General features: G+C 42.9%; 23 protein-coding genes and 3 pseudogenes. 5 read left to right on the plus strand and 21 right to left on the minus strand.

The genetic code is table 11. From position 1 onward, the window contains the following. Positions 1–85: 85 nt before the first annotated feature. The 7 genes from BP95_RS0109905 to BP95_RS0109930 all read right to left on the minus strand — a co-directional run bounded on the left by BP95_RS0109905 (position 86) and on the right by BP95_RS0109930 (position 8,332). Positions 86–973, minus strand: a complete 888-nt coding sequence (locus BP95_RS0109905; protein WP_021255865.1) for a CPBP family intramembrane glutamic endopeptidase — start codon at positions 971–973, stop codon at positions 86–88. A gap of 70 nt (positions 974–1,043) precedes the next feature. Then, positions 1,044–2,978 (minus strand): serine hydrolase domain-containing protein, encoded by a 1,935-nt coding sequence (locus BP95_RS0109910; protein WP_021255864.1) that lies wholly within the window; start codon positions 2,976–2,978, stop codon positions 1,044–1,046. Between the two features lie 183 nt (positions 2,979–3,161). Then, a complete protein-coding gene (locus tag BP95_RS0109915; RefSeq protein WP_028532047.1) occupies positions 3,162–5,510 on the minus strand; it encodes an ABC transporter permease in 2,349 nt (782 codons plus the stop codon). 1 nt (position 5,511) lies between these two features. Then, positions 5,512–6,273 (minus strand): ABC transporter ATP-binding protein, encoded by a 762-nt coding sequence (locus tag BP95_RS0109920; RefSeq protein WP_028532048.1) that lies wholly within the window; start codon positions 6,271–6,273, stop codon positions 5,512–5,514. Positions 6,274–6,302: 29 nt separating this feature from the next. After that, positions 6,303–6,389 (minus strand): DUF1543 domain-containing protein, encoded by an 87-nt coding sequence (locus BP95_RS34500; RefSeq protein ID WP_139170732.1) that lies wholly within the window; start codon positions 6,387–6,389, stop codon positions 6,303–6,305. Further along, positions 6,390–7,649: a HAMP domain-containing sensor histidine kinase gene (locus BP95_RS0109925; protein WP_021255861.1), complete on the minus strand. Its 1,260-nt coding sequence runs from the start codon at positions 7,647–7,649 to the stop codon at positions 6,390–6,392. Then, positions 7,646–8,332: a response regulator transcription factor gene (locus BP95_RS0109930; protein ID WP_021255860.1), complete on the minus strand. Its 687-nt coding sequence runs from the start codon at positions 8,330–8,332 to the stop codon at positions 7,646–7,648. The genes BP95_RS0109925 and BP95_RS0109930 overlap by 4 nt, the downstream gene beginning before the upstream one ends. Positions 8,333–8,447: 115 nt before the next feature. Between BP95_RS0109930 and BP95_RS32995 the strand changes: the two genes are divergently transcribed. The 4 genes from BP95_RS32995 to BP95_RS34210 all read left to right on the plus strand — a co-directional run bounded on the left by BP95_RS32995 (position 8,448) and on the right by BP95_RS34210 (position 11,525). After that, positions 8,448–8,552: a terminase gpP N-terminus-related DNA-binding protein gene (locus tag BP95_RS32995; RefSeq protein ID WP_269321442.1), complete on the plus strand. Its 105-nt coding sequence runs from the start codon at positions 8,448–8,450 to the stop codon at positions 8,550–8,552. 74 nt (positions 8,553–8,626) lie between these two features. Continuing rightward, positions 8,627–9,343 (plus strand): CAP domain-containing protein, encoded by a 717-nt coding sequence (locus tag BP95_RS0109935; protein WP_021255859.1) that lies wholly within the window; start codon positions 8,627–8,629, stop codon positions 9,341–9,343. A 233-nt stretch (positions 9,344–9,576) separates the two neighbouring features. After that, a complete protein-coding gene (gene putP, locus BP95_RS0109940; RefSeq protein WP_021255858.1) occupies positions 9,577–11,073 on the plus strand; it encodes a sodium/proline symporter PutP in 1,497 nt (498 codons plus the stop codon). Between the two features lie 329 nt (positions 11,074–11,402). Next, positions 11,403–11,525, plus strand: coding sequence for a hypothetical protein (locus tag BP95_RS34210; protein ID WP_021255856.1), 123 nt, complete (start codon positions 11,403–11,405; stop codon positions 11,523–11,525). A 269-nt stretch (positions 11,526–11,794) separates the two neighbouring features. On the opposite strand, the gene BP95_RS0109945 is transcribed toward BP95_RS34210, so the two are convergent. From BP95_RS0109945 to sdaAB, 11 genes and pseudogenes are all read right to left on the minus strand, one after another. Further along, a complete protein-coding gene (locus BP95_RS0109945; protein WP_028532049.1) occupies positions 11,795–13,327 on the minus strand; it encodes a vanadium-dependent haloperoxidase in 1,533 nt (510 codons plus the stop codon). Positions 13,328–13,436: 109 nt separating this feature from the next. Further along, positions 13,437–13,639, minus strand: a pseudogene (locus tag BP95_RS33800) (IS3 family transposase); the annotation flags it as partial. Between the two features lie 10 nt (positions 13,640–13,649). Continuing rightward, positions 13,650–13,993: pseudogene (locus tag BP95_RS33805) on the minus strand (IS3-like element IS655 family transposase); the annotation flags it as partial. A gap of 36 nt (positions 13,994–14,029) precedes the next feature. Beyond that, entirely contained in the window at positions 14,030–14,650 is a 621-nt protein-coding gene (locus tag BP95_RS0109950) for a GNAT family N-acetyltransferase (protein ID WP_021255854.1), read from the minus strand. A 37-nt stretch (positions 14,651–14,687) separates the two neighbouring features. Then, positions 14,688–15,263, minus strand: a complete 576-nt coding sequence (locus BP95_RS0109955) for a TetR/AcrR family transcriptional regulator (RefSeq protein ID WP_028532050.1) — start codon at positions 15,261–15,263, stop codon at positions 14,688–14,690. 212 nt (positions 15,264–15,475) lie between these two features. Next, positions 15,476–16,111, minus strand: a pseudogene (locus tag BP95_RS30035) (alpha/beta hydrolase family protein); the annotation flags it as partial. 64 nt (positions 16,112–16,175) lie between these two features. Continuing rightward, entirely contained in the window at positions 16,176–17,405 is a 1,230-nt protein-coding gene (locus tag BP95_RS0109965) for an aminopeptidase (RefSeq protein ID WP_021255851.1), read from the minus strand. A gap of 264 nt (positions 17,406–17,669) precedes the next feature. After that, positions 17,670–18,374 carry a helix-turn-helix transcriptional regulator gene (locus BP95_RS0109970; protein ID WP_028532051.1) on the minus strand — a complete coding sequence of 235 codons (705 nt, stop codon included), beginning with the start codon at positions 18,372–18,374 and terminating at the stop codon, positions 17,670–17,672. A gap of 323 nt (positions 18,375–18,697) precedes the next feature. Continuing rightward, entirely contained in the window at positions 18,698–20,020 is a 1,323-nt protein-coding gene (locus BP95_RS0109975; RefSeq protein ID WP_028532052.1) for an aromatic amino acid transport family protein, read from the minus strand. 293 nt (positions 20,021–20,313) lie between these two features. Continuing rightward, positions 20,314–21,204 carry an L-serine ammonia-lyase, iron-sulfur-dependent, subunit alpha gene (gene sdaAA / locus BP95_RS0109980; protein WP_028532053.1) on the minus strand — a complete coding sequence of 297 codons (891 nt, stop codon included), beginning with the start codon at positions 21,202–21,204 and terminating at the stop codon, positions 20,314–20,316. A gap of 22 nt (positions 21,205–21,226) precedes the next feature. Then, entirely contained in the window at positions 21,227–21,925 is a 699-nt protein-coding gene (gene sdaAB / locus BP95_RS0109985) for an L-serine ammonia-lyase, iron-sulfur-dependent subunit beta (RefSeq protein ID WP_028532054.1), read from the minus strand. A 578-nt stretch (positions 21,926–22,503) separates the two neighbouring features. Between sdaAB and BP95_RS0109990 the strand changes: the two genes are divergently transcribed. Continuing rightward, positions 22,504–23,169 (plus strand): helix-turn-helix transcriptional regulator, encoded by a 666-nt coding sequence (locus BP95_RS0109990; RefSeq protein WP_021255846.1) that lies wholly within the window; start codon positions 22,504–22,506, stop codon positions 23,167–23,169. Between the two features lie 214 nt (positions 23,170–23,383). Here BP95_RS0109990 and BP95_RS0109995 read toward each other — a convergent pair whose 3' ends face one another. From BP95_RS0109995 to BP95_RS0110005, 3 genes are all read right to left on the minus strand, one after another. Further along, complete coding sequence (locus BP95_RS0109995) at positions 23,384–23,710, minus strand: AzlD domain-containing protein (RefSeq protein WP_021255845.1); 327 nt, start codon at positions 23,708–23,710, stop codon at positions 23,384–23,386. After that, positions 23,701–24,429, minus strand: coding sequence for an AzlC family ABC transporter permease (locus BP95_RS0110000; RefSeq protein WP_021255844.1), 729 nt, complete (start codon positions 24,427–24,429; stop codon positions 23,701–23,703). The genes BP95_RS0109995 and BP95_RS0110000 overlap by 10 nt, the downstream gene beginning before the upstream one ends. A gap of 79 nt (positions 24,430–24,508) precedes the next feature. Next, positions 24,509–25,318 carry a TrmB family transcriptional regulator gene (locus tag BP95_RS0110005; protein ID WP_021255843.1) on the minus strand — a complete coding sequence of 270 codons (810 nt, stop codon included), beginning with the start codon at positions 25,316–25,318 and terminating at the stop codon, positions 24,509–24,511. Positions 25,319–25,495 lie beyond the last annotated feature (177 nt).

The following is a 25,495-nucleotide window of genomic DNA, read 5'->3' on the forward strand; positions in this document are numbered from 1 at the left end:
GCAACATTTGTATAGATTTCACGTTGCTTTACATAATATGCTATATTAATAGATTCGATAACGGCACGTACCAGTCAGAAGAAAATCAAGGTTTACAACTACCTTCCAGACGCGATCCGGTGCGGCACGATCGGCGCACAAGTACGAACACCAGCAATACACAAGCAAGCCCAAGTACAAATGTAGTAATTGCGCTTCCCTCCAGGCCAAAACTGCCTCCGCTTAACCATTCGGCGCCATGCAATTCCACAACATAAATGCCCTCCGCCGGATGGCCACTTACCGCTACGCCGAATACATAGCCCTGGAACAAATTCCATGCGGCATGAAGTGCTATGGCAAAGTAAAGATTCCCGCTTCGGATCGTCATACCAGAAAAAATCAGCGAAACGAGTGCGATGTTAATTGCGCTAATCCATGTGTAGCCGCCATTCGTCATATGGCCGAGCGAGAATCCGGCCGAAATGATAAACGCCGCCCAATAGGGAGACAAACGGCTCGAGAGAAGGTGCTGGATATATCCCCTGCACAAGACTTCTTCTGAAATCCCTGCCAGAATTGAAACGATGAAGAGTTGGATGATATCGACCCGGCTCCATTGCGGATTCGACCAATCTCCTTGTAAATGTGCGATATTCAAAGTCAGCAGAATCATAATGACAGTGGTCAGCAATAAGGTACCGCATATGAAACCCGTGCACAGCCTTTTGCCATCCGGACGGGTAAGTCCGATGGAGGCTAGCGGCTGTTTATGGACAACCTTGACGGCAAACCATATGACAAGCAGAATATATAGGCCAAGTCCCTTGAACACACTTATCCATCCATCCGGGTCAGCCCCAAACCCGGAATCCTCCAACAGTGACAGGCCAAGCGTACAGACTCTCTTCCATACAAATATCGCCGCCACCACAAGCAAGATGTCCCATCCTGCCCGCAATTGATTGGATCTATTTTTAAACATATACCGCATAACTAAGCTACCTTCTTCCTAAAAAATCACACTTGTCAGATGAGATCATTGATCGCCTACCCGACTGGAACTATGGGATGAAATAAAAGAAGTTCCAATTGGCTAACAACAGGGCAAAACTGGTGAACAGCACTCCCACGACGATCCGGAACCCTTTGTGCCCTTTGGACATCACTTGATGTCTGCCTTTAAAGATAGAGAGTACAAACAGAGCTGCGGCGAGTGTTGCCAGAACCCAATTCAAGGAGACGCCAACATTCATCTGACCTACCGTTACGTTTTCATTAATCATGGCATTCACCAACAAGTATAGGATGTTGACAACTAAAATCGTCCCACACCATATAACAGCCATTAGCAGGCGGCTGGATGGGGCTGTAGATGTGGATGCGGATGGACTTCCCTTTCTTTTCCGAAAGAGCCAGCGAACCAACAGCACAAACGGAGTCAGCAGAAAGAATGCAATCGCGATCACGGCCAGTACCAGATAGCTGGTTAGTGCCGGAAGCGAACGGCTTCCTTGGAGCGGCAGTATATCTGTAGCAATTCCTTTGCTTAACCGCACGACCTGGCCATCCTTCGAAATTTTCGCATACAGAACCGGCGCCAAGCGTTCGAATCTTGGATTATCGGACTTGGCGTATTTGTATACATTCGGCTTGATTTGCCTCATCTCTCCCGACATCCCCATCACGCTAAGAGTAAGATCATGCTTGCCCTTAGCTTCTACCTTGATTAACCCCAGATAATTGATAACCTCATGATACGTGGTGAAGGTACCGCCCGATTGCACATAATATCCGTTCAATTCGCTGGACGGCGCCAAATCATCTGCCGGGGTCACGGCCTCCTGCGTCTTGTCCTGAATCAGCAGATTAATGATGCCGGAGGTGAGTTTCTGCTCAATCTCCATATTCGTCAAGACAACGATGCCTAGCTGTTCATCGGGGACGACGGCAAAATTACCGGAGAACCCCTTCACATTTCCACTGTGACCAACGGTATGCGGCTTAGCTCGGTACTCCCAGAATCCATGCGCATTGGACAGAATCTCCGCATTCGGCGTATAGCTCTGGGACAGCATCGTCTGTACGGTCTCCGGCCGGGTGAAGAGCGGACTGGATGGGGCATTCAGTGCTATAGCGAACCGAGCCAGATCCTCCGCTGTTCCTTCCATGGCACCTGCTGGATACATGGGAACAAAATAGTGCGCTCTTGCCTCGAAGCCGCCCTCAGGCTTCATCGCATAACCTGTAGCTTCCGCATTCTGCAATTCAGGGCGATCCTCCAAGGTCGGATGGCCGGAGGTCAGGTTCATTCCCAGCGGGCGCAGAATATGGTTCATTTCATAGTCCGAGAAGGACTCCCCGCTTACCTTCTCCACGACCAGTCCGGCCAATGCGGTGGCAAAGTTGGAATAGGCGATCACCTTGCCAGGTTCATAGATTTGCGCTGGCTGGCTAGATATCAGTGTCTCTTCCAATGAAGTCAGATTATCCTCCGACATAGTGAAAGTGCTCAGCGGATGCTGCTCAAAACCAGCGGTATGGCTCATTATATCCAGCATCGTAATCCTCTTCTTAATCGACAGTCTCTCGGCAAGCTCTTTTTGAAGGTAGGCTCTGATGTCTTGATCCAGCTTCATCTTGCCCGCTTCCACCAACTGCATCACAGACGTCCAGACAAACGCTTTGTTGATGGAGCCGTAGGCAAATACAGTCTTGGCTGGATCAACCTCCGTTTTCTTCTCGATATTGGCGTAACCGTAGCCTTTAGAGAAAATGATCTTGTCGCCCTTGGTCACCACAACTGCAGCGCCGGGAGTTGCTTTTCCAACATGGGCGTTTACATAACTGTCGATCTCCTGCTCCAGCCGTTCGTAGGGAATCCCCGAAGGCGTGTTCCCTGCGTTTGTTGTATCCGTCGCATAGGCCGGAAGTAAAAAAACAGGAAAGAGCATACTTATCAGAAGTATAATGATGGGGTTTCGTATTTTTGTATGCATATTGTTCACCTTTCTTTTATAGATATAATAGTTATTTAATATCTGTAATTGTTTTTGCTTACTGCTCTGCCATTCCGCAGCTTATTGATTCAACACTAGAATGCCGTCAGCCAAGGACGGCGCTCAGGCACTACTTATTCCTGTTCATCTATAATAGTGCTGAACCAATGAACTGCCGTCCGGCTACTCTGTTATTAAACAGTATGGAGTAATTTTTCTTATCCTGTATGCTGCCAGTAAGGACACCAGAAATGATAAGGCAATGATAGCCATGCAAAGAAACGCAACGAGCGGCACATGAACAACGAAGCGTACCTTGGAAATGCCCGCATCCGTAAGCAGCAGCTCTAGTATGACATTCGTATACAGGCCGCCCAGCACACCGCCGCAAATGATACCGACAATAGCGATGGGCATAATGCTCAGCGTAACCTGGGTCATCAACTGGAATGTTGTGTAGCCTGCCGCTTGTAGAATACCAAGCTCTCTCCTGCGCTTAAGAACTGCCGTTCTGATGACCAGATAAAGAATGAGGACAACCACCAGCACCGTAATTGCCAGAATAATTGTCATAACGGCGAATACAGCCGAGTTATAAACCTGCATCCCACTTTCCTGTGACTCATCCACATTAGTTACTGACCAGATCATATCCCCGTATTCCGCTTTGACGTTCTGAATAAAATCCGATTTGCTGACGCCTTTCAGGTATACATTAACTGACATTTCTTTGAGTCCGGGGATAAGATGATGCACTCCAGATAGAGTTAATGAAGCTTCTTTTCCTCCCGCACTGAACGATTGGCTCAGCCCTGTGATCAAAAATGAATAGGAGGTATCTCCCGCTTCTAACTTGATTGAATCGCCGATCGTTTTGCCGAGTAGTCTGGCCAGACCGCCGGTAATGGCCACCTCATTGTCATACAGCGGATAGCGGCCCTCATAGACCGTTTGGTTGTTCAGCATTTCGAACTGATCGGAAATTTCCGTATTTACGATTTGACCCTGAATTGCCATTATAATCGAGTCCATAATAACGGCCTTGCTCACACCGGTCATCTGTCGGATCCCTGCAAGCAACTGCAAGCTGTCTTTTCCGGGCTGAACTTGAATCCCGACATCTGGCATTTCTGAACCAAGCACTTGGTAAAAGGCCACTTTATCCCCGGCAATGTTGGAATACAGCACCACTGAAAATACCGACGCGAAAGTGATCGCGGCCATAATGCTGCCGATCAGCAGAATTTGCCGTCCATTGGCCATCATGGCTTTACAGGCATGCACCCATTGGAGTCTGCCTTTGGTCTGATCCAGTGGGAAGAAGTTCCGTTTGAAATGATGGGTCATGAGCCCGCCTCGCAGAGCTACGGCGGGATGGAGTCTGCGGATGCGCGCTGCGGAGAGCAGCGCCACCGTGCATACCAGCAAAGTCACAGTTGCAATACTGGTCAGACTTACGCCAGCAATTGCGCCGCCCCTCCATATCAGCCCCGTCAGAGTAGATACGACCTGCCCATATGCAGGTAGCATTGTGCAAGAGACGACCACACCTGTGGCACTCCCTGCCAACGCAATCAACGAAAACTGCACGACATAGGATAAAATAATCTGCAGACTAGTGTAGCCCATCGCTTGGAGGACACCGATGTTTACGATCCCATCTTCGATACTGTCCCAGATGCGGAATGCAATGACAATGAGTGACACTAGAACAATCACAGCCGCGAACGCAGCCAAGATCATGGAAATAAAATTAACGATGAATGCCCCGCCGTCCTTCGCCGTTTCCGTGTCGGCAGCCCAAAAACTGGGGATTATGACTTCATTCGAATGGGGAAACTGTCTGTGATAATTCTTTAATACCGCACCTGATTGCTTGTTGTCCGATAAAATGGCAGACATCAGCGTTCCCTGGGCCTCGGGGCCGACTGCCCTGGTAAATTGGCGGTAGGCTGCATCCGGCAAATAAAACTTCAGCATATTCATCCTAGAGGAACCCATTAAAGTCGACTCAAAAACTCCAGTTATTCGGTAGGTGTACGCTTTACCCCGATAAGTAATGGTTAAGTTGTCCCCCAACTGGTAGCCGTTCCTCACCTTCCAACTGTAGGGAACATATATACCTTCTCCCGAACCCGTAGATGCAGACTCAATAAGCTTAACTGGTGCGATACTTCGCGCGGCGTCCGCATTCAGCAACATGGTGCGGATACCAAAACCGGAATCATTTTCATAGAAAGGGATCGTAGATGTGGATAGCAGAATCACCTGTTCCGTCTCCATCTCCCGAACGCCTGAATAGGACGCAAGAAAATCTCCGTAAGCCACTTTGAAGCTGGCACTATTCATCGCAATACTGACATGTGGATCGCGCAGCTCGCGTACCTTGTTTTCGTAAAAATGATTCATAACGGACATGGCCGTCAGTCCGATATTCAATAGCAGCCCCGCAATTAGCATCAAGATAAACAGGAAGAGGGCGGCGCTTTTTGATTTTTTGAGATTAGCAGCTGCCAGCTGTAACACATTCACTTTACCACCCCATTTCGGCCAGAAATACCTTCAGCCTTTCTCGGCGGTTCCGGTCATGTTCTCCCTGAAAAGTGCCTAGCATCAAATCTCCGCAAATGACGCCATCGTGCAGATATAGGATGCGGTTGCCCCGCAATGCCGTTGTCAGATCATGCGTTACCACCACGATGCTCTGCCCGCCCCGGTTCAGCCCGGTCATGATATCCAGCACACTGTCGCTGGATGCGGAATTGAGCGCGCCGGTAGGCTCATCCGCGAACAGCATTCGCGGATTGTTCATAATGGCGCGGACGATTCCGGCCCGCTGTGCCTCGCCACCGGATAACTGGGAGGGAAATTTACTCCACGAGGATTCCGGCAAACCTACATTTCCCAGAAGTTGTCTGGCTTTGGCGGCGACAGCCTGCCTGTTCTTGTTGACCAGCAGCCCACTTGCCAGTGCGTTGTCCAGCACGCTCATATTGTCCAGCAGGTGGATTTGCTGGAACACGAAACCGCAATGAGTTCTGCGAAAAAGAGCCAGTTGATCATTGCTGAACCGCGAAATATTCTCCCCTTCAAAATAAATTCCGCCAAGCGTTGGTCTATCCATGCCCGAGAGTGCATAAAGCAGTGTCGATTTGCCAGATCCAGAGCTGCCCATAATAATCGTAAAGTCCCCTTCCAGCAGCTCGATGTCCAGATTTTTCAGCACATGCTGCTGAATTCCGCCGGTAGAGAAGGTTTTGCATAATTTCTCTGTTCGCAGTATCGTCTTTTGCACGAAAACGATCATTCCCTTGTCGACAAATTTCATAATCGGTATCCGGTACACATTTCTATCATACAAAATGAATCCTTATGTAATCTTTGCCCACTCCTTAACCATTCCTTAAATATTCAGGCAAGCTTGATCCGAAGAGTCACCGTAAACCCGTCATTGCGATTATGGCATTGAATATCGCCCTGCATGCTCTGCATCAGATATCGGGAAATAAACAGTCCCAACCCCGCTCCGGACTGACCTTGGATATTGCTTCCCCGGTAAAACTTGTTGAAAATCAGAGGCAGTTCATCCGGGCTAACTCCTGTTCCGTAATCCATAATCTCGACTTGCAGGTGGGTGCGATCAATAAAAGAAGTAATTTTAACGGAGGTGCCGGAATATTTGAAGGAGTTGCTCAGGACATTGTCGATGACTTGCTGCAAACGCATGGCATCGGTCAAAATAATGCATTCCGGAATGGGGTCACACACAATCTGATCATCATAATTCACATTCATGATCATTTCTTTCATAATCGCGCTGAATTCCTCGGCAACGTTCACCTTAAGCTCCTGCAATTCTTCTAGCGACGCATGGAACATATCCGTAACCAGAAGGTTGATCTGCTCGGCCTTGGCATAAATCATGCCAAGCTGCTTGATCGTCTTCTCATCGTCTGTTCGCATCAGCATCAGCTCGCTTACTGCCTTGATAGAGGCGACCGGCGTTTTGACGTCATGGCTTAAGCTGGCTACAAGTTCCTTCTTGCTGCGGTTGGCTTCGTATTCACTCTGCCGCGCTGCCGCCAGTTCCTCGCGCATAATGTCGAAGCTTTCGGTAAATGCGCCGAACAGGTTATTTTTGTCCATCTTCAACGGGAAGTCTAGATTGCCCCGCGCCACATGGAGAGCGAAGTTTTGCAGCTTGCGAAAAGGCCGGATAATGGAACGGTTCAGAAATACAACATAAAGCGCGCATAGTACCGTCACTATCGTAAACGTCGTCAGCATCACGATCATCAATTGCCGTTTTATGTTCTGAATGGATTGCCTATAATCATCATGGATGATCAGCTTTCCAGCAAGCTGCCCCTCTATTGTCACATCCAGCACTGCGTCCCTATTCCTGATCGCATCATATACGGTCTCGGACAGTCCGCTCGCTGTCCGATAGCGAACATTCCCGCTCTGGTCGAGCACGACAAATTGCTGGGTAATACCACTGTAATCACCTTCCCCGATTTGCGGCCAATGGCTTTCGACCGTCTTCAGCACCTGATTCGCCATGACAATATCGACCCGGGTATCGACTTCGGCTTCGATCACCCGCACCGACAGTACGATGCCGGCTGCCATTACCACAAGCAGCAAGAGGAGCATCCCCTTAATTCTCATCGCTCGCCGTCCTCCAGGACATATCCCGTCCCCCATACCGTTTTGATATATCTCGGACGATTGGGATCGACCTCGATTTTTTCACGCAGGCGCCGGATGTGCACGTTCAGGGTTCCGTCCCCCGTGAACGAGTCGCCCCATACCTTGGCAAACAGCTCTTCTTTAGGTATTACCCGGTTCTTATGCTGGGCCAAATAGCTGAGCAGACGATATTCCAGCGCTTTGAATTTGACCTCGGCACCGTTCAGCCGTACCCGGCAAAGTGCTAGGTCGATCTGTACTCCCCCGAATTCCAGCATGTCCACGCCCGGTCGCTGTTTTCCATAGCGTCTGAGCACGACCTTCACCTTGGCCAGCAGGATACTAAGTGTATACGGCTTTTGAATATAATCGTCGCCACCGATGTTGAGAGCGATCAACACATCGTCGTTGCTGGAACGGGCGCTGATGAATAGAATCGGAATTTCTGTCGTCTTCCGCAGCTTTTTGCACAGGTCAAACCCCGAGCTGTCGCCAAGATTGATATCCAGCAGGATTAACGAGGTGTCATTTTCCTGCAAAAACCGTTCGCACGCCTCCGCACTGGTCACATAAGCCGATTTAACCTCAAACATATTCAAATATTCGCATGTCGTTTCCGCAAGCACCGTCTCGTCATCCACAATTAAGCAATCAAAGTTCATACTGTTTCTCCATGGTTCCCCAGAATATAATAGATTCGTTCTCCCCTAAGATACCACGAAACCGGGTGGGTCGGTAAAACTAAGTAATGATAAAGTGCAGAGATGAGGTGATAGGATTCATGAAAAGTACAGAACAGCAGAAATCGCGCGTAGCATTGGAATCCATCCTAATACTGTGCGCCTTTATGAGGAACTTGGTCTTACGCCAAAACCGTACTGAGGAATAAGTAAAAGGCTTGCAGGAAAACCTAAATCCGGTAACTTCATTAATTAACGGATCTAGGAGGTTGGCTAATGGCAAAGTTTTTTGTATTAGCAGTATTATTATTGGTGGCAGGTTGTTCGTCCCATAACAATATGATGCAAAAGCAAGTGACTCCTAAGCAAACACGAACTTCAACTCATGATCATACTACTGCGCCAAGCTCTGTCCTCACACAGGCATCATCAACAGCTACGTCATGGAAAGAGCGATCTTCCATGACAACAAAAGAAGCACAAAATGGAATTCCATTGGATTTGATGGATCTGATTCGAACACCGGATGGAAATCCAGCAAACCAGGTACCTACAGGGAATCCTGAAAATAAGGAGCCAACAGGTTCAACAGGATCAGCACAGGAAGGTACTGTGGATAATCATTTATCCGAATTCGAGCAGCAGGTTCTAGATCTAGTAAATCAAGAAAGGTCCAAAGCAGGATTAGGTTCCTTAAGTAGGAGTGGAGAATTGTCAAATGTGGCTATGGTCAAGGCACAGGACATGTACAACAACAATTACTTTGATCATAATTCTCCCACACATGGATCCCCCTTCGATATGTTGAAGGAATTCGGGATTACATTCAACACCGCTGGAGAAAACATCGCAAAAGGGCAAACTACCCCTACCCAGGTTATGAAGGATTGGATGAATAGCCCCGGCCACAGAGCAAATATACTGAATAATAACTATACCCATATCGGTATTGCTTTTTATAACAACACATGGGTTCAGGAATTTACTGGATAACGCCTTTCATCTCCCAACAATAACGATTCAAAAACCCGCAATTTATGCGGGTTTTTGGCACTTCAAGCTGACCCCTCTCCGTCTATTGGCAAGTTAAAGTTCTCTGATGCTCCCAGATAACGATGTACGAACATCCCACTTATTAGCGTTCAACTCACTTTTGAAATCCGTGTCAATATGTTGATTTAATGGTAATATATTGAATAATATCATCTTTTAAACGAGGTGGAACAGTGTTGGAGGATATTTCAAAAATGATTGCCATCGTGATATATATGGCAACTATGCTAGGTATAGGGTGGTATGCTTTCCGAAAAACAACAAACTTGACGGACTATATGTTAGGGGGACGTTCCTTAGGGCCTGCTGTAACCGCTTTAAGTGCTGGCGCTGCCGATATGAGCGGATGGCTGTTAATGGGTCTTCCGGGAGGGATTTACCTGACAGGACTGTCAAATATGTGGATTGCCATTGGCTTATCGGTTGGCGCCTATCTGAACTGGCTGTTTATTGCTCCACGTTTGCGCACATACACGGAAGTTTCCGGGAACTCCATTACCATTCCGTCATTTTTGGAAAATCGATTTAAGGATAGCACCAAACTTCTGCGGATTGTTTCCTCCATTATTATCCTCATTTTCTTTACGTTCTATATTTCCTCAGGTATGGTGGCAGGAGCCGTCTTTTTTGAAAACTCCTTCTCCCTTCCTTACATAGCGGGGCTGCTCCTCGTATCCGGAGTGGTTGTTGCCTATACATTGTTTGGGGGCTTTCTTGCTGTCAGTTGGACGGACTTTGTCCAAGGACTTATCATGCTGCTTGCTCTTATCCTTGTACCGGTGTTAGCAATGAGCGAGACGGGTGGGTTTGCCAACACCGTTGATACAATCAGAGCCATAGATCCGTCCCTCCTAGATTTATTTAACGGAACTACTGTGCTCGGCATCATCTCTGCAGCTGCCTGGGGACTTGGCTATGTTGGCCAACCGCATATTATCGTCCGATTTATGGCCATCCGCTCTGTACAAGAGACCAAAACTGCGCGACGTATTGGTATGGGCTGGATGGTTGCCACATTACTTGGCGCTTCATTAACAGCATTAGTAGGTCTTGCTTTTTTTGCACAAACAAATTATACATTGTCTAATCCAGAAGCTGTCTTCATTCAACTTGGACAAATTTTATTCCATCCGTTTATTGCTGGACTTGTCCTTGCTGCCGTATTGGCTGCAATAATGAGCACGGTTTCTTCTCAGCTCATTGTAACATCTAGTGCATTGACAGAAGATTTATATAAGCTGATTCTGCGTAAAAATGCCTCTGATAAAGAACTTGTGTTCTTTGGAAGAATGGCTGTTCTAACGATTTCAGTCATCGCCTGCCTGCTCGCGTTGGGCGGTGAAAATAAAACCATTTTAGGTCTCGTCGCTTATGCCTGGGCCGGTTTTGGCGCTTCCTTTGGCCCCGTTATCCTGTTAAGCCTATACTGGAGAAAAATGACCAATTGGGGTGCCATTGTCGGAATGTTAGCAGGCGCAACAACAGTGATTATTTGGAAAAATATTGACTTGCAAATTACTAGAGATGTATACGAAATCATTCCCGGATTTATCGTCAACCTTATCGTCATTATTGCCATAAGTCTGTTTACCTATCAACGGGACGAAGCTATCGAGAAAGAGTTTGATACCAGCTTGAAACGGTTACACACGAATGTAGAAGAAGCATGATCAATTTTGGCTTACATCCCTGCAATACGCCGAGAACAACGCTCGAATGATGCTCACTCACCTTGGAGAAATGAAAACGAAATTTACAACAAACCCTACACTTTAACACCAGACTTTGCTCTGGTGTTATTTTATTTATGCAAAGAGAGCATTAAGGAGGGATCTGATCACGTAGAAACAACGATCAAGGTAGAAAACTTGAGCAAGTCTTACGCCAATGTCAAAGCAGTTGTTCATCTAAATCTATCGATTTGTCGTGGTGAGGGTTTTGGCTTATTGGGCGCAAACGGTGCTGGCAAAAGCAAAAGGTCGGTGGACTGGCGCCAAACATGAAAATAGCAAGTGCTGTAGCCAGCCAGCTCTATTTCCCAATGCTTATTTTCTCTGGTGCTACCTTGCCTTATGAAGTAATGCCTGCGGCGCTTCAAAAGTGGCCGATATATTACCGCTAACACAGGGCATTAAGATGTTAAAAGCCGCTTCACTTGGCCTGCCAATGGATAGTGTCATCATTCCCGTGGTTGTAATGATTGTACTTACAGTAATATGTATGAGTATGTCTCTGCACTTCTTTAAATGGGATTAATAGTGATATAAACAGTGACAGTCTAGGACTTAATTTTTGCGTCCATACTGTCACTGTTTCCTAACCACCTTTATTTCCATACAACACCTTGCACTACTTTTCGTGGAAAGTCCGAGGCTGCTTTATCCCCAGCGGTCATTTTACAATTATAGTTGTGCCGTCGAATTTCGTAAGCTTAAATCCTTGGAATGGCTCGTTAAACGTATGCTTGTAGTTGCGAAGCAAACCGATGGCGGTAGCCTCGCCCAAATTCATGCCGTGAAAACAATCAGAACGATAATGAATACCTGCAAATGCCCGAGCGATGGCCAGGTTATTGGCAAGCTTATTCAATTCACCGCCTATTGTGAGCGGCGCTCCGTTAAAGGGCTCAAGGTACAGACCGTCATCGCTCACTGTAACTGGGTTCGGGAGAACAAAATCTTCGTTGAAGAACGCCTTTAACATCGTAACACCTGCACCGGCAATTACGGCATGACCTGCCGGATAGGACGGATGTGCCGGGCACCCTTCCGGATAAGCCTGTGGCAGCAAATAGGTTCCGTATTTATTGAAGGTTAGATCTACTGCAGGAGAATTCAGAAGCTGCTCATGAATCGGATAATTTGCGTTGTTCGTTATTTTCTGTTGAACGAGACCGCCAAACTCCTCCGGCCGCAGTCTCCGATGCACAAGAAATTTCTGATACCAGGCAGACTCCATCGAGAAATTCGCGGCCCGTGCGACCAAATCCAAAATATACGGAGATCCAAAGGTAACAAATCCAGTTTGGGTACGCGAATGGAAATACGGATTGGCCGGATCAAGTGCAGAAGATCCCAAGCTCAACAAATATAAACAGGCCATTAACACACCTTGATAAGAAAAATCTTTATGCACCCATTCACTCAGATCTCTTCCGTTTCTTAAAAAACGAGGTTCAGGATCATATACGATGGAAGCAGACGGAGCAGCGCCATTTTGAATGCTCAACCATGTTTGATAATCCGTTAAGAAATGTTGACCCGCCAAAGGGACTTTGTATTTTTGAATAATAGAAGTGGCGCCAAATGGAATATCTTTGTATAAAAATTGCGAGATATACGGCCCTACCAGATCGCCTTGCGTAACGCCGCGAAATAAAGTTTGCGGTGTTACTTGTCCATTTATTTTAGGCCCGTAAAAATCCTTCAGATTCGAAAGGTTCTCCGCTGCTGCAGCCGCTAATGGATCCCTGTCATAGCTGTTGAACGGAACATCCCGCAACAACGATTGCCAGTATAGTTCTACCATATCGCTGGCAGCGGCTGCACTGTTTATCGAAGACGGAGCCGGAATCGTTAAGGAATGTCCGTCGGGCCCGGCAAGATCATACACGTAAGCGCCTTGCGGATTAACGAGCTTGAGCGTTCCACCGAGTGGAATTTCCTCGAATTTACTTGGCTTTCCGCTATTCAATGCTTTGAGATATGCTTGGTATGCATGTTGATCAACTTCTCCAAGACCGTTATGCAGCAGTCCCTTCGTGAAGTTTCCGATTTTGTTCGGATACTTTCTTTCATCGTGATTGCAGGGCTGAGGTAGGATTTTGCGCGACTTTTCTTCTTTAGCGGCTTGTTTCCGAATTTGATATGCGTTACGTTGCCTTTCCTCCGGATCTAAAGGGCCGAGTACACATGAGTCATCCATACGATTCCTCCTTGAGCGATCAGTGAAAAGCACATAGTTCTTTACAGTCTATTCAAATATATCGATTTAGTATGGATATATGTAGAGGACATGACCATAAAAGGAAACCTATTTGGAATACAGTCAACGTTTCATCGATCAACTTATTCTTAAACTCACTACCACGATCGGTATGGAATAATTGGATCTGACGTAGAACATTTCGTGCTAAGCAAATGCCCGCATTTCGAGTGCAGCATCTTTGTTAGGCCCCGCACTGAATCTATTAATTTCTCGATTAAAGAGATCGACAAACATACAGATGTAGTGCCATCTGGTGCTAAGCAAATGCCCGCATTTCGAGTGCAGCATCTTTGTTAGGCCCCGCACTGAATCTATTAATTTCTCGATTAAAGAGATCGACAAACATACAGATGTAGTGCCATCTGTTTTTGACTCTAACATAAGTCAGGTCGCTGACTACAACGCGTTTAGCTTCATCTTGCTGGAATTGGCGATTCAGTTCATTTGTTTGCTGGGACTGATTTCATACAGTCTTATGAGGTTTATAACGAGGAACTGTGTAGGAGATACAAGGCCTTGTGCCTTCATGATACAGCCAATTCGTATCCTGGATACGATAAGTCCACGTTCGTGAAGTTTAGCTTTAAGCTTTCTTGTGCCATATGCTTTAATCAAAAGGGGTAATTCGGTAACTTTTTATTAACGGTTGTAAGGTTCTACATTTTTGACCATTCTGTACAACGATAACTTGGGTTTATTGATTTCACCTGAAATCTGGTAGCCTATCCTCTGATACAATTTAATGGCAAGATGGTTCTCTTTCTTTACCGTCAGAGAGCATTTGGCAAAGCCTTGCAGGCAAGCCTGTTCCTCGGCAAACTCAAGCAGCCTGGTCCCCATCCCTAGTCCCCGGCTTTCGGGCAATAAGGCGATTGTTCCGATGTGAAACTCGTCATCTTCTCCCTCCTTCATGGTGATCATGGAATATAACATTTTGATATTCAGAATATTATAAACAACAAGACCCAGCTTTCGGAATGAAAGCAGCTGTTTAAATGTGGGCCATGCAAGACGATTTAAAACAGGTACGGGATAGCAAGTAATCATCCCTAAAGTTTTCCCGTCCATTTGAGCTTCGTAAGCGTATTGATGACTAAAACGATTGTTCTCCTGCTGCCATAGCGTACGAAATGTCCCTTCGACCGTGTTCTTCTCCTCAGATCCTGCAAGTGAAAACGCCATGTATTCCAATGCCATTACATTTAGCTTAGCGCTGACCATGGATCGATGATCAGCCTTTACAATAGAGATTTGATTCATTTCCTAGCACTCCTTTTTTCTTTCTATATTATTGATGTTAATTATCACCCTTCGCTTTGAAACCATAATAAAACGTATTTAAAAAAAGCTCTGCAGCCGATTTTTTAGGCACATTACCTTCATGTACCTGCTCCCATGTATGGAAAAGCAGGGCATAAAGCGTATTCAAAATCCATTCGCTGCTAACCGTTTGCTGAAAGTAACCTCTTTGTTGTAACAACTCAATAACGCGTCGTAAGGGTTCCCTCAGCTTCTCTTCGGCTTCACCTAATTCTTTGTTGTTAAATACAGATGCATCATGACCTAGAAAATAGATTTTGTCACCTAAGGGGATTAACGCTTCAATAAGTTCCGGGATATAGTTTTCGCTTCTTTCCTCATCCAGTGGAATCTGGTTTACGGTATCACTTACCAGTTGTATAGCCCGATGGCCCAAGAACAGCATCAATTTCTCTCTGCTTTCGACGTAGCGATGAAGTGTAGCAATACCAATTCCCGCATATTCTGCAATTTCATTCATCGAAGCAGTAGGATTTTCAACAAGCAATATAGTAGCCGAATCAAGAATTGCATTAAATCTCGCTTCCTTCAACGCTGACAAGTCTTTCTTCATCGTCAATCTCTCCCTTTTTCTGTATAAAGTCGTCTTTTTTTGATAGATAAATATATCATTTGATATTATCATAAATCATTTAAAACAAAGTGTCCAACTGTTGAATGTAGCTTTTCATGACGAAGTTACAGTAATTTTTCTACTATTATCGAACTCCGATTGTACTTCATTTTGCAGAATATTTTTTTAATGAAGTTGATTTCTGCATAAGGTTATCGGTTTACTTTAGAATTCACTTCTGGGTATTTGGTTATCAGCCTTTTAAGGGGTGAGCCGTCGTCCTTCTGTTTTACATACTGGTCAAAAAATGCCAGGCTGAATTCGTTGATCATGCGATGAACTTCTTTTGGATTTTCACCTGGGCTCCACAACAGTGGGGAGAACAAATGAAAATCAGTGAAGCTTGTATGATCCGTATGGGGAATGACTATTGACATCCCACCGCCAGCTAACCCACTTTCAGGCAAAACTCCCCCATACAATGTGCCATCCATATCGATGGCTGCTTTGACACGAGAGTCTTCTGCAAGTATTTGTGCTGCGGTAGCCCCACCGTAAGAGTGCCCAAACATTCCAATACGCGAGGTATCAATCTTTCCTGTAAAGAATCCTGTCTCATCGTTTTGATTAAGCTTCTCTAACTGGTCAAGTACAAAAGTGACATCTTCTTTCCATAATTTGATGTGGCAATCGCGTTCGTCAAAATCAGTTAAATTGACGGATTGTACGTAAGCAGTTCGACCATCTGGAAAGACGGTAGCTGCAGCATCAAAGGTATGATCGATACCTAGAACAATATATCCTTGACTAGCCAACTCCTCAACTTCAAATGTGTTTTGACACCTATATAGTTGCACCAATTATGCTTAGTAATCGTTTCATCTACTCTACTCCTTTCTTCAAATCAAAAACTTAAAATGCCCAGCTACCTTTACGGAAAATTGGCTCTACAGTTCCATCTGGTAGAATACCGTCGATGTCCATCTCACTGCTGCCAATCATAAAGTCCTCATGTGTTACTGAAATATTTGCACCTAACGCTTCAAGCTGATCGTTTTCTAAATCTCTTCCACCCTCTAAGCAAGTTGGATAAGCATTACCAATCGCTAAATGGTTCGATGCATTTTCATCAAACAATGTATTAACATATAAAATCCCCGATGCTGAAATTGGCGATTCATGTGGTACAAGTGCTACCTCACCTAAATAGCAAGAGCCTTCATCCACATTCATAAGCTCCTGTAATAAATCATGTCCTATCTGTGCTTCAGCTTTAACAATTTTTCCTTCTTCAAATGTCAGTTTAAAGCCGTCGATAATATTCCCTTGGTAAACTAATGGTTTTGTATTGCTTACATAGCCATTTACACCTTGTTTCATCGGTAACGTATAAACCTCTTCTGTCGGCATATTAGCCATAAAGATAGTATCATCTGGCGTTTTACCACCTCCAGTAATCCATTTATGCTGTGGTGCTAATGCAATTGTTAAATCAGTACCTGGCGCTGTATAGTGAAGCTTCGCATATTTTTTATTGTTCAGTAGGACCGCACGAGATTCTAAATTTGATACATGTTCACGCCATTTTTCAACAGCATTGCCTTCACCGATACGAACAGCTTTAAAAATAGCCTCCCATAATGCTGGTACTCGATCTTCAGCTGCTAAGTTCGGGAACACCTTCGATGCCCACATTGGTGAAGGAACTGCTACCATCGACCAAGCTATTAAATCCTTCATTACGGCGTTACGATTGTTTCTCAGAGCAGCTCCTGATACCTTTTGATAGGTAGCTAGACGATTGGCTGAAATACCTGTAAATTTATCAGGGTCTGCAGCATCTATCATTAATAGTGCTCCTTTACGTTCGATCAGCTCATCATTCATTTTGACTATCCACTCTGGGAAACGATTAAATTCTTCATCTGAGGCATGCTCCAAGTAAGCACGATCCATTTCATCATCTGATAAGTTAACATGAACACGTCCTGCACCAGCCTTATAGGCCTCTTTCACAACTAAACGGGCGAAATCCAATGCATCCACCGATGTATTGACTAATAAGTATTGCCCTGGCTGAATATTGACACCGACTTTTACCGCAAGTTCTGCATATGCTTGTAATTTTTCTTCAAAAATCATATTATTTACCTCGCTTCTGTCCAATTGTTTTTTACCCTCCGCTTGCTTGTATCCATTTTTGATAGATCAACATATCAATTGATATGAATATAAATCATTTTAAAAGAATTATCAAGCCGTTGAACCTCATTTTTTCAAAAGTGTGGTAAAAAATGTGTAAATCTAGGTTATAGAGTAAATAAAAAAGAATCCATTTTGACAAGAGATTAATCAAAATGGATTCTTTTCTTTTTGAATGAACATTCCTTTTTATAAAAAGTTTGGTCAATTAAATGAGCCTTGTTTACTGGTTGTACAGGTTTCCTTCTCGTTTCTGGGAGTATGATTACGCAAATGCAAATAAACGGTATGTTTCGTAATTTTCAACATATTTGCCACGATTGTAGCCGCATTTCTCATATTAAACACTCCCCGATCATACAAAAGACCGATAATGTGCTTATTTCGATTTGCATACGATATGTCAGGAGAAGCATCCACCGCTTCAATCGTCAGCTCTATCATTTCAAGAATCATATCCTCAATGGATAATGAAAAATTTTCCCCCTGTACTTTTGTTTCAAAACCCGCTTGCGGTAAAAAAGTCTGAAGAAATCCAGAAAACGATTCATCCAAGTTTATGTTAATGCACATAAAACCAATAATTTTGCCAGCTTCACCACGAATGGCTATCATGCTTGATTTCATTGAGTGGTTGTCCTTGCTTTTGGTAAAATAACTGATCGCTTGCTTTGCGTTAGAGTACTTAGCCTCACTCAACATCTGCAAAGCCATATTCGTAATCGGGGCTCCTAATTCTCTGCCCGTATGATGCCCGTTCGCGATTTTGATAACGGTATTTTGATAGTCTTCCAAGCTATGCAGCACAATCTCGCTGGCATCTCCCAAATAATCGGCCAAGCCTTCCACGATGGAGTCATAGGATTGCAATATGGCCCGATCATATTCTGTAAAATTCTTATTCTTCATAATTTGTAATCCTCCTTTCTATGTGTATAGCTGCCAATAGAACTGATTGACTCAACATTTGTTCATTTAATTAACCAAGTAAAAGAGGCTCCAAAAAAGTCAGCTTGGGCAGAGCCTCTTGTCTAAGTTATTCCCTTACACAGCAGCATGAACGAGTACACCTGAAAAACTCCAGCTAAGACGGGATAATCATGCGACTAGGTTAAATCATAGCCCCGATTCATCTTATGATTGAAATCACGAATGAGTCGACTAATCAATAAAAAGAGAGCTTTCTTAGGTGCCAATGACAAGCCACCTGAGAAAGCTCAAAAAATATTTAATTAGAATAATGCTTTCAAACTTGCAAGGACAGTGAGAACGCCCACAACAGTGACAAAAATATTGCTAAGTTTTCCTTTATATTTAGCTAGAGCAGGAACTTTATTGATCGCATACATTGGTAAGAGACATAAAATAGCAGCAACTAGCGGTCCGCTGAGAGTATCTATAATTCCAAGAATGCTTGGATTTGCATAAGCGGCATACCAGCATGTTAATACTACAAAAACAAGGATCGCTCTCTTAACTGTTTTTTCTTTTAGGTTTTTTCCACGTGCTTTACCGGCCGAGATAATCATGTCACGCATTACCTCGTATACTCCTACATAATGGCCAAGAAAGGACTTTGTTACGGCCACAAACGCAATAATAGGAGCTGCAATAGTGATTAGAGGCGAATTAAGCCGATTGGCAAGGTATGAAAGTACTGATAAATTCTGTTCTTTTGCTATTACAAGATCATCTGGAGTCAAACTCAAGACACTACTCCAAACAAAGAACATAACGACAATGAAAGTCATGATATAACAAACTTTTTGTATTTGAGAACATTTGGCGTCTGTAGCTTGTATTCCATAAGTTTGTCTCTGTTTCATAACAAATGACGATATCATAGGAGAATGATTAAACGAGAATACAATAATTGGCAATATCATCCATATCATATTGAAGTATCCTCCTACTCCTGTTGGAGCAGTAGAAACACTTGAAAAACTAAGCATCGACGTATTCCACTGTGGAATTAAAGATATTGAGATAAAAAGCAGCGAAGCTATAAAAGGATATACTAGCATACTCATTACCTTTACAGTAATATCTTGACCGAAGTTCAGTATAGCTATAAGACCGAGTACTAATACAAGCGATAAAATGGCTCTTGGCGGCTCATTCATGTGCAATTGATTCACCATAAAACTACTTGCAGTATTTGTTAGTGCAACCGAATACATCAGCACGATAATATAAATCGATAAGAAAAATACGAGGTTAAAAATTATACTTGCCTTATTACCGAAATACTCTCTTATCGTACCTGTAATCCCCTCATCAGCAGATTTGGAAGCATATATCATTTTAGCAAGCGCCCTATGCGAGAAGTACATAACAGGAAATGCAAGTATTGTAATTAACAGTAACGATAATAAACCTCCTGCTCCCGCATTTATAGGTAGAAAGAGTACGCCTGCTCCAATTGCTGTTCCAAAAAGGCTCAATGCCCAGGTGGTATCTTGCTTGTGCCACTTTTTGGGATCTGGATATTTTTCGTTTTTCCCTGTAGTATCTACAGCAGTAAATTCAAGTTTTTCGGCTGTATTCCCATTCATATTATAATTCCTCCTTGTATACTGGTTAACTACTTTATCATTTCCTCTCTTTTAAAACTGTTAAAATTGTTTACGTTTACAAAACTATTTAATGCATACTATTACATTATATGGCATTAATAGATATCGATATACACTCCTCTCATCCTTGATAGAGAATTGGAGAATGAACCTTAATAACTGTGATTTTTTTCACAAAGCATGAGTTGAAATTCCATTATTTTGCTATAACGCTTACATTTCTGTGTAAATATTGTAATCTTTTATTACTATAATTATATATTATTATTATCTTATTTTCTAGTAACCTTATCTTCGAAAATTTTGTTTTTAATAGCAATTGCTGTGGGAGTGGCTGCAATTCCACCTAAACCTGTCTCTCTTAATTCGCGAGGCATCTGTCTTCCTACTACGAACATCGCTTCAATTACTTCATCAGCATTGATGATGTTGGTTACGCCTGCTAATGCAATATCCGCTGCTACTAAGGCATTAGCCGTTCCAATAGCATTTCTCTTTACACAAGGAACTTCTACCAAGCCTGCAACCGGATCACAAACTAGACCAAGTAAATTTTGCAGTGCAGTTGAGAAAGCGTCAGATGATTGCTGAGGTGTTCCTCCGGCAGCTTCTACTGCTGCTGCTGCAGCCATTGCTGAGGCACTACCTACTTCAGCTTGACATCCTCCGAAGGCTCCGGAAATACAAGCGTTATTTGCTACTACCATTCCTAATAAAGCTGAAGTGAAGAGAAAATGAACCTTGTCTTCATGACTTAACTGTAAACTATCTTGGATACTAAACAGTACTCCCGGGATTGTCCCACTTGCACCTGCAGTTGGAGTTGCACAAATAACTCCCATCGACGCATTTACTTCATTAACTCCGATAGCGTTTTGGACCCCGAGCATCATCAAATCTCCAGAAAGGGTTTTTCCACTTTCACGATATTGTTTTATTTTAACAGCATCCCCTCCGGATAAACCGGTCGGAGAAAATACTCCGTTGCCCTCAGCGCTTTTCTTTACAGCATTCTCCATAGTCACTAAATTTCTTTCCATTTTTCTCCAAACATCTTCATAAGAAGTTTTAGTTTGCTCGATTTCCTGCTCAATTGCTAATTCATAAATTGGCTTTTGTCTTTGATTAGCTGCATCAATAATTTCCTTTATAGTCATGTACATAAACTTTTCACCCCTAATCTAATTAAAGAATAATGATATTAGCTGCACTGCTAGAATTTCTCAATTCCTTCTGAACATCACTAGATAATTGAGAATCCACATCAAATTGATATAAATATTTTCCTGACTTCTCCAAACTATTAAAATTGTTAATTTCCACATTATATTGTTTAAAGATCCTGCGTAATATAAATTCAAGGTCATCTCTCTCGGAAATCGCTATAATAACCGGCAATGGCCCTTGAAGATGTAAGCTAAACCCGTCAATTTCTATATGTTTAATTTCAATTAATCCGCCACCGACTGAAGTTCCCATTGTTTTAATATTTCGATTTCCATCCTCCAGATAAATATCTGCAGTATTCGGATGACCTGCAGGACTATCACCTGCTTCTTCTAAAAAGGTAATGTCAATTCCTTTAGATTCTGCTATTTCAATAGCACCAGGCACCCTACTATCGTCGGCAGCAAATCCTAATATACCGGCAATAATTGCAAAATCAGTTCCGTGTCCTTTATGGGTTTCAGCAAATGATTCATAATACCTTACCACAACTTTTTTGGGAAGACCTTGAAATAGTTTATTGGCAACTGTTCCAATAGCTAAGGCACCTGCAGTGTGTGAACTGGAGGGGCCGATCATAACCGGTCCAATCACATCAAAACAACTTTTGTAATTAACAACCCTTTTTTCTTTAACAGGTACTAATTTCATATTCATATTAGTTTCCTCCCCATAGTTGCCATACTAGTCACCCGCCCACCATGTAAGGGTTTTCAAAAGTAACACTAAGAATCATCAAACCCTTTCTTAGTACGAATTGAATACTTGGATAAATTATCGTTGTAATCATACTCGTTGCAATCAATGCCATCAAAACAACGATGTTTTCTGATCCTTCTCACATAATTTGAAATAATTTATTATAGTAATTATTTTTTATTACTACACAGACAGAGTACCACATAGATATTCATGCAGTCAAACAAATGATAATAAATTATTTTTATCGGAATTTTTTATTACAAATTTAATGTTTCTCCCTTTTAAAATTCTAAAAAACTTGTTATAAGTTATAATAGGGTTGTCTATTTTGAATGCTGGCTTCTTCATTAAACGATAAAAGACCCGAAGTTGGGTTGTCTATAGCTGAAAAAAGAAGAACGCATCTATGTACGAGAAGTAAAGCGCATCTTTTATTGAAAGAGATTTTGCTCAACCTTGGAATTGAATATGAATTCGCGAGCAATTTCATAGTGAATGAAATTCAGGAATAACTGATTAGGAGGAATACTTAAATGGATAATGAACTATTTCGACACTATCAAAACATAATGAATTATTTCGGGGAAATTTTGGGATCTAATTATGAATTTGTATTACATGTTTTAAATCCTAATGGGGGTTCTCAAATCGGTCACATAGTCAATGGAGACTTAAGTGGAAGATCTTTAAATGGCCCTTTAACTGACTATGCAAAAAAATTAATCAACGAAAAGGTATATTTAAAAAAGGATTATGTTGTAGATTATGTTGGAGAAGGACCCAGAGGTAAAAAATTCCGTTCATCAACTTTATTTATAAAAGATCGTGAAGGTCAATTACAAGGTCTTTTATGTATAAATTTTGATGCGGATGTCTATAGGAAAGTCGCAAAGGATATATTAAAATTGGCCAATCTAAGTTCAGCTATAGATCTTATCGAACAAGAAACTGACCAGGAACAACCTATTGAAAAACTTACCGATAATATTCGTAATATCATTTATTCAGTAATAGATAAAGATATATTAGAATCCGGTGCTCAGTTATCACCTGAACAAAAGAGACTTGCTATTTTCAAATTAAAGGAATATGGGGTATTTGAAGTTAAAGGTACAATAAATGAAGTTGCTGAAATAATGGGAATGTCGGAATCAAGTGTTTATCGTTATCATCAAATGATATCTCGCAACGACAAGTAGCCCCAATCGAATCAGAACAATAAATCGAGCAATACAACCTTGGATCAATCCGAGGCCGTAGAGCGAAACAAAAGACGACTATTATTCTATTTATGGGATAATAGTCGTCTTTTTCACTGTATACACAAGCCTGTACCACTGGCTTCTCACTTCGGTAGCTTTACTATTCTCTTCACGTTAAGAGCGAAGATTGCCAAAACTCTAGTATCAAGTTTCAAAACAATAAGCGTAAAATGATTATGGAGATAATACCGCCCAGTACGGTTCCCAATAAACTTCTTGTTTTTATCGCAATTAAAAAAGTCGGTATGGCTGCAAAAAATTCAATGTTGTTGGTAAGAGATGTAAGCTTTCCGTCATGGATAAATATCTCTTGACCTATCAGAGCAGCTATTACAGAAATGGGGACATAATTTAACCAACGCATTGCCCATTCTGGTAATTCAAACCGACTAAGCACCATAAGAGGAACGACCCTTGGAATGAACGTGACAAAAGCTGAGCCTAGAATAATCAAAAAAATGTCCCATCTTACTTCCATTTTTCTACCACCATTCCTATTGTTGAAGCAATAATTGTAGCCACAATAACGCCCATACTGCTGGACAAAAAGAAAGAACTTCCCACAGCAATGACCACTGCAATAATTGCGACAACGATATCAAGTTTGATTCTATTTCGCCCTACCATAGAGAGTACGAGAATTCCAATAAACATAGCTGGCAAGGCAAATGCTAGTCCGAATTTCTCAGGATTCGAAATCCATTGCGCCAAAAATGCTCCTGCTAGATTCGCTGCAAGCCAATTTACATAAGCGGTTATGTTGAGGCCATGCATCCATTTCTCACTGATTCGCTTTTTCTTGGCCGCCTCGGTAATCGCGACACCGAATGTCTCATCGGTGAGTAGAGAACCTACTAGCATGTTGCGAAGTGGAGTAAGATGCCGGAAATAAGGTGCTAGTGCGGCACTAAGTAAAATATGACGAAGATTTACAAAGAAAATCGTAATAATAATGGCAGTAATCGAACTACTTGCTGCTATCATACCCGCAGCAATAAACTGAGCTGAGCCAGCATAGAGAATCATAGACATCAGAGCGATCTCAGCGATGCTAAGTCCCGCAGTCTTTTGGATCACACCTGCAGCTAATCCGATACTTAAATAACCCAGCAGCGTGGGGACACAATCTTTTACTCCTTGGATAAAGCTATCTTCAGCTCTCGGAGACGAATTCATTTGGACGTTCGACAGACTCATTTCATTCCCTCTTTATTTTCAAGTATTAGAAGCTAACTTACTAACTACTACGAAAAAGTGAAAGAAAATACGGTTCAATTTATTTGAACCGTTTTCCAGTAACAACATGAAATAGATTAGGAGCGTTTTTCCAAAGCGCTTCTGCTTTCTCTGGGCCCACTTCTTTCACTAATTCTGAGAACATAATGTCATGCCTGATGTATTCCATCGCGATTAACACAAGTGCCGGGTCTTCCGTTTTTACCGCCCATGCAGGTGTATTTTGCGCGAAATTTGCAATTAATACTTCTTCATTATCCCGTGCAACAATCGTTAAGCGGCCGTTCATACGTTCCTCAGCTACTTCTGGAGCCATGTAGTTGTGATGAGTCGTTGCCCCAAGCTGAATCTCAGGTGCTCCAAAAAGAATAGAAAAGACGTGGGTATCATCCTTTATCCGCTCATCTATAGCACCTTTTATCGAAGCGACTTGTGGTTCCCAAATCGACAACCATATTTCTTTTTTAGCTTTATCGATTATGTCAATCATTTCGGCCACAACGCGCTCATCACTGCTGATGCGTCGAATGACATCTACTTCTTGTTCACTTTCTAACGCAGATAAATTCTTTTCAAGATAATCCATAGAATTGTCAAAGTCATTACGCAATCGACGGATTAATTCTTTTGCTGGTAATGGCGCATAGGTTACAGGATCAGTAGGTACTGTATACACCGCACCTTTATCCATTAATTTTGCCAGTACTTCATATATCGTTGAACGAGGTACACCTGACCTTTTGCTTATTTCATATCCGGTTATAGGAGAATTTTTCAATAGCCCTATGTACGCTTTACATTCATATTGTGAAAAGCCCCACTTCTGAAGCTCTTTAAAAAGTTCTTCCATGGCATCTCCTTTAGTAGTTAGTGTGTTACTTACTATAAAATAAAATGGATTACCTGTCAAAGCAATCCTGGTTCCGTTTCGAAAAATGATCGTCAGACCACTGTTTTGTTCCTGATTCTTCAACTTTTGGATGAGGTATAATTGCCCAGAAAAGGAGGATCAGCCCTTTTTAATCCA

The organism is Paenibacillus sp. UNC217MF (genome assembly GCF_000686865.1).
GTDB classification, from domain to species: Bacteria; Bacillota; Bacilli; order Paenibacillales; family Paenibacillaceae; genus Paenibacillus_B; species Paenibacillus_B suaedae.

What these genes read in the sequence shown, in the direction of transcription:
- BP95_RS0109905 (WP_021255865.1), bottom strand. Translation starts at nt 973, where the DNA reads ATGCGGTATATGTTTAAAAATAGATCCAATCAATTGCGGGCAGGATGG.
- BP95_RS0109910 (WP_021255864.1), bottom strand. Translation starts at nt 2,978, where the DNA reads ATGCATACAAAAATACGAAACCCCATCATTATACTTCTGATAAGTATG.
- BP95_RS0109925 (WP_021255861.1), bottom strand. Translation starts at nt 7,649, where the DNA reads ATGAGAATTAAGGGGATGCTCCTCTTGCTGCTTGTGGTAATGGCAGCC.
- BP95_RS0109930 (WP_021255860.1), bottom strand. Translation starts at nt 8,332, where the DNA reads ATGAACTTTGATTGCTTAATTGTGGATGACGAGACGGTGCTTGCGGAA.
- BP95_RS0109935 (WP_021255859.1), top strand. Translation starts at nt 8,627, where the DNA reads ATGGCAAAGTTTTTTGTATTAGCAGTATTATTATTGGTGGCAGGTTGT.
- BP95_RS34210 (WP_021255856.1), top strand. Translation starts at nt 11,403, where the DNA reads ATGAAAATAGCAAGTGCTGTAGCCAGCCAGCTCTATTTCCCAATGCTT.
- BP95_RS0109945 (WP_028532049.1), bottom strand. Translation starts at nt 13,327, where the DNA reads ATGGATGACTCATGTGTACTCGGCCCTTTAGATCCGGAGGAAAGGCAA.
- BP95_RS0109950 (WP_021255854.1), bottom strand. Translation starts at nt 14,650, where the DNA reads ATGAATCAAATCTCTATTGTAAAGGCTGATCATCGATCCATGGTCAGC.
- BP95_RS0109955 (WP_028532050.1), bottom strand. Translation starts at nt 15,263, where the DNA reads ATGAAGAAAGACTTGTCAGCGTTGAAGGAAGCGAGATTTAATGCAATT.
- BP95_RS0109965 (WP_021255851.1), bottom strand. Translation starts at nt 17,405, where the DNA reads ATGATTTTTGAAGAAAAATTACAAGCATATGCAGAACTTGCGGTAAAA.
- BP95_RS0109970 (WP_028532051.1), bottom strand. Translation starts at nt 18,374, where the DNA reads ATGAAGAATAAGAATTTTACAGAATATGATCGGGCCATATTGCAATCC.
- BP95_RS0109975 (WP_028532052.1), bottom strand. Translation starts at nt 20,020, where the DNA reads ATGAATGGGAATACAGCCGAAAAACTTGAATTTACTGCTGTAGATACT.
- sdaAA (WP_028532053.1), bottom strand. Translation starts at nt 21,204, where the DNA reads ATGTACATGACTATAAAGGAAATTATTGATGCAGCTAATCAAAGACAA.
- sdaAB (WP_028532054.1), bottom strand. Translation starts at nt 21,925, where the DNA reads ATGAATATGAAATTAGTACCTGTTAAAGAAAAAAGGGTTGTTAATTAC.
- BP95_RS0109990 (WP_021255846.1), top strand. Translation starts at nt 22,504, where the DNA reads ATGGATAATGAACTATTTCGACACTATCAAAACATAATGAATTATTTC.
- BP95_RS0109995 (WP_021255845.1), bottom strand. Translation starts at nt 23,710, where the DNA reads ATGGAAGTAAGATGGGACATTTTTTTGATTATTCTAGGCTCAGCTTTT.
- BP95_RS0110000 (WP_021255844.1), bottom strand. Translation starts at nt 24,429, where the DNA reads ATGAGTCTGTCGAACGTCCAAATGAATTCGTCTCCGAGAGCTGAAGAT.
- BP95_RS0110005 (WP_021255843.1), bottom strand. Translation starts at nt 25,318, where the DNA reads ATGGAAGAACTTTTTAAAGAGCTTCAGAAGTGGGGCTTTTCACAATAT.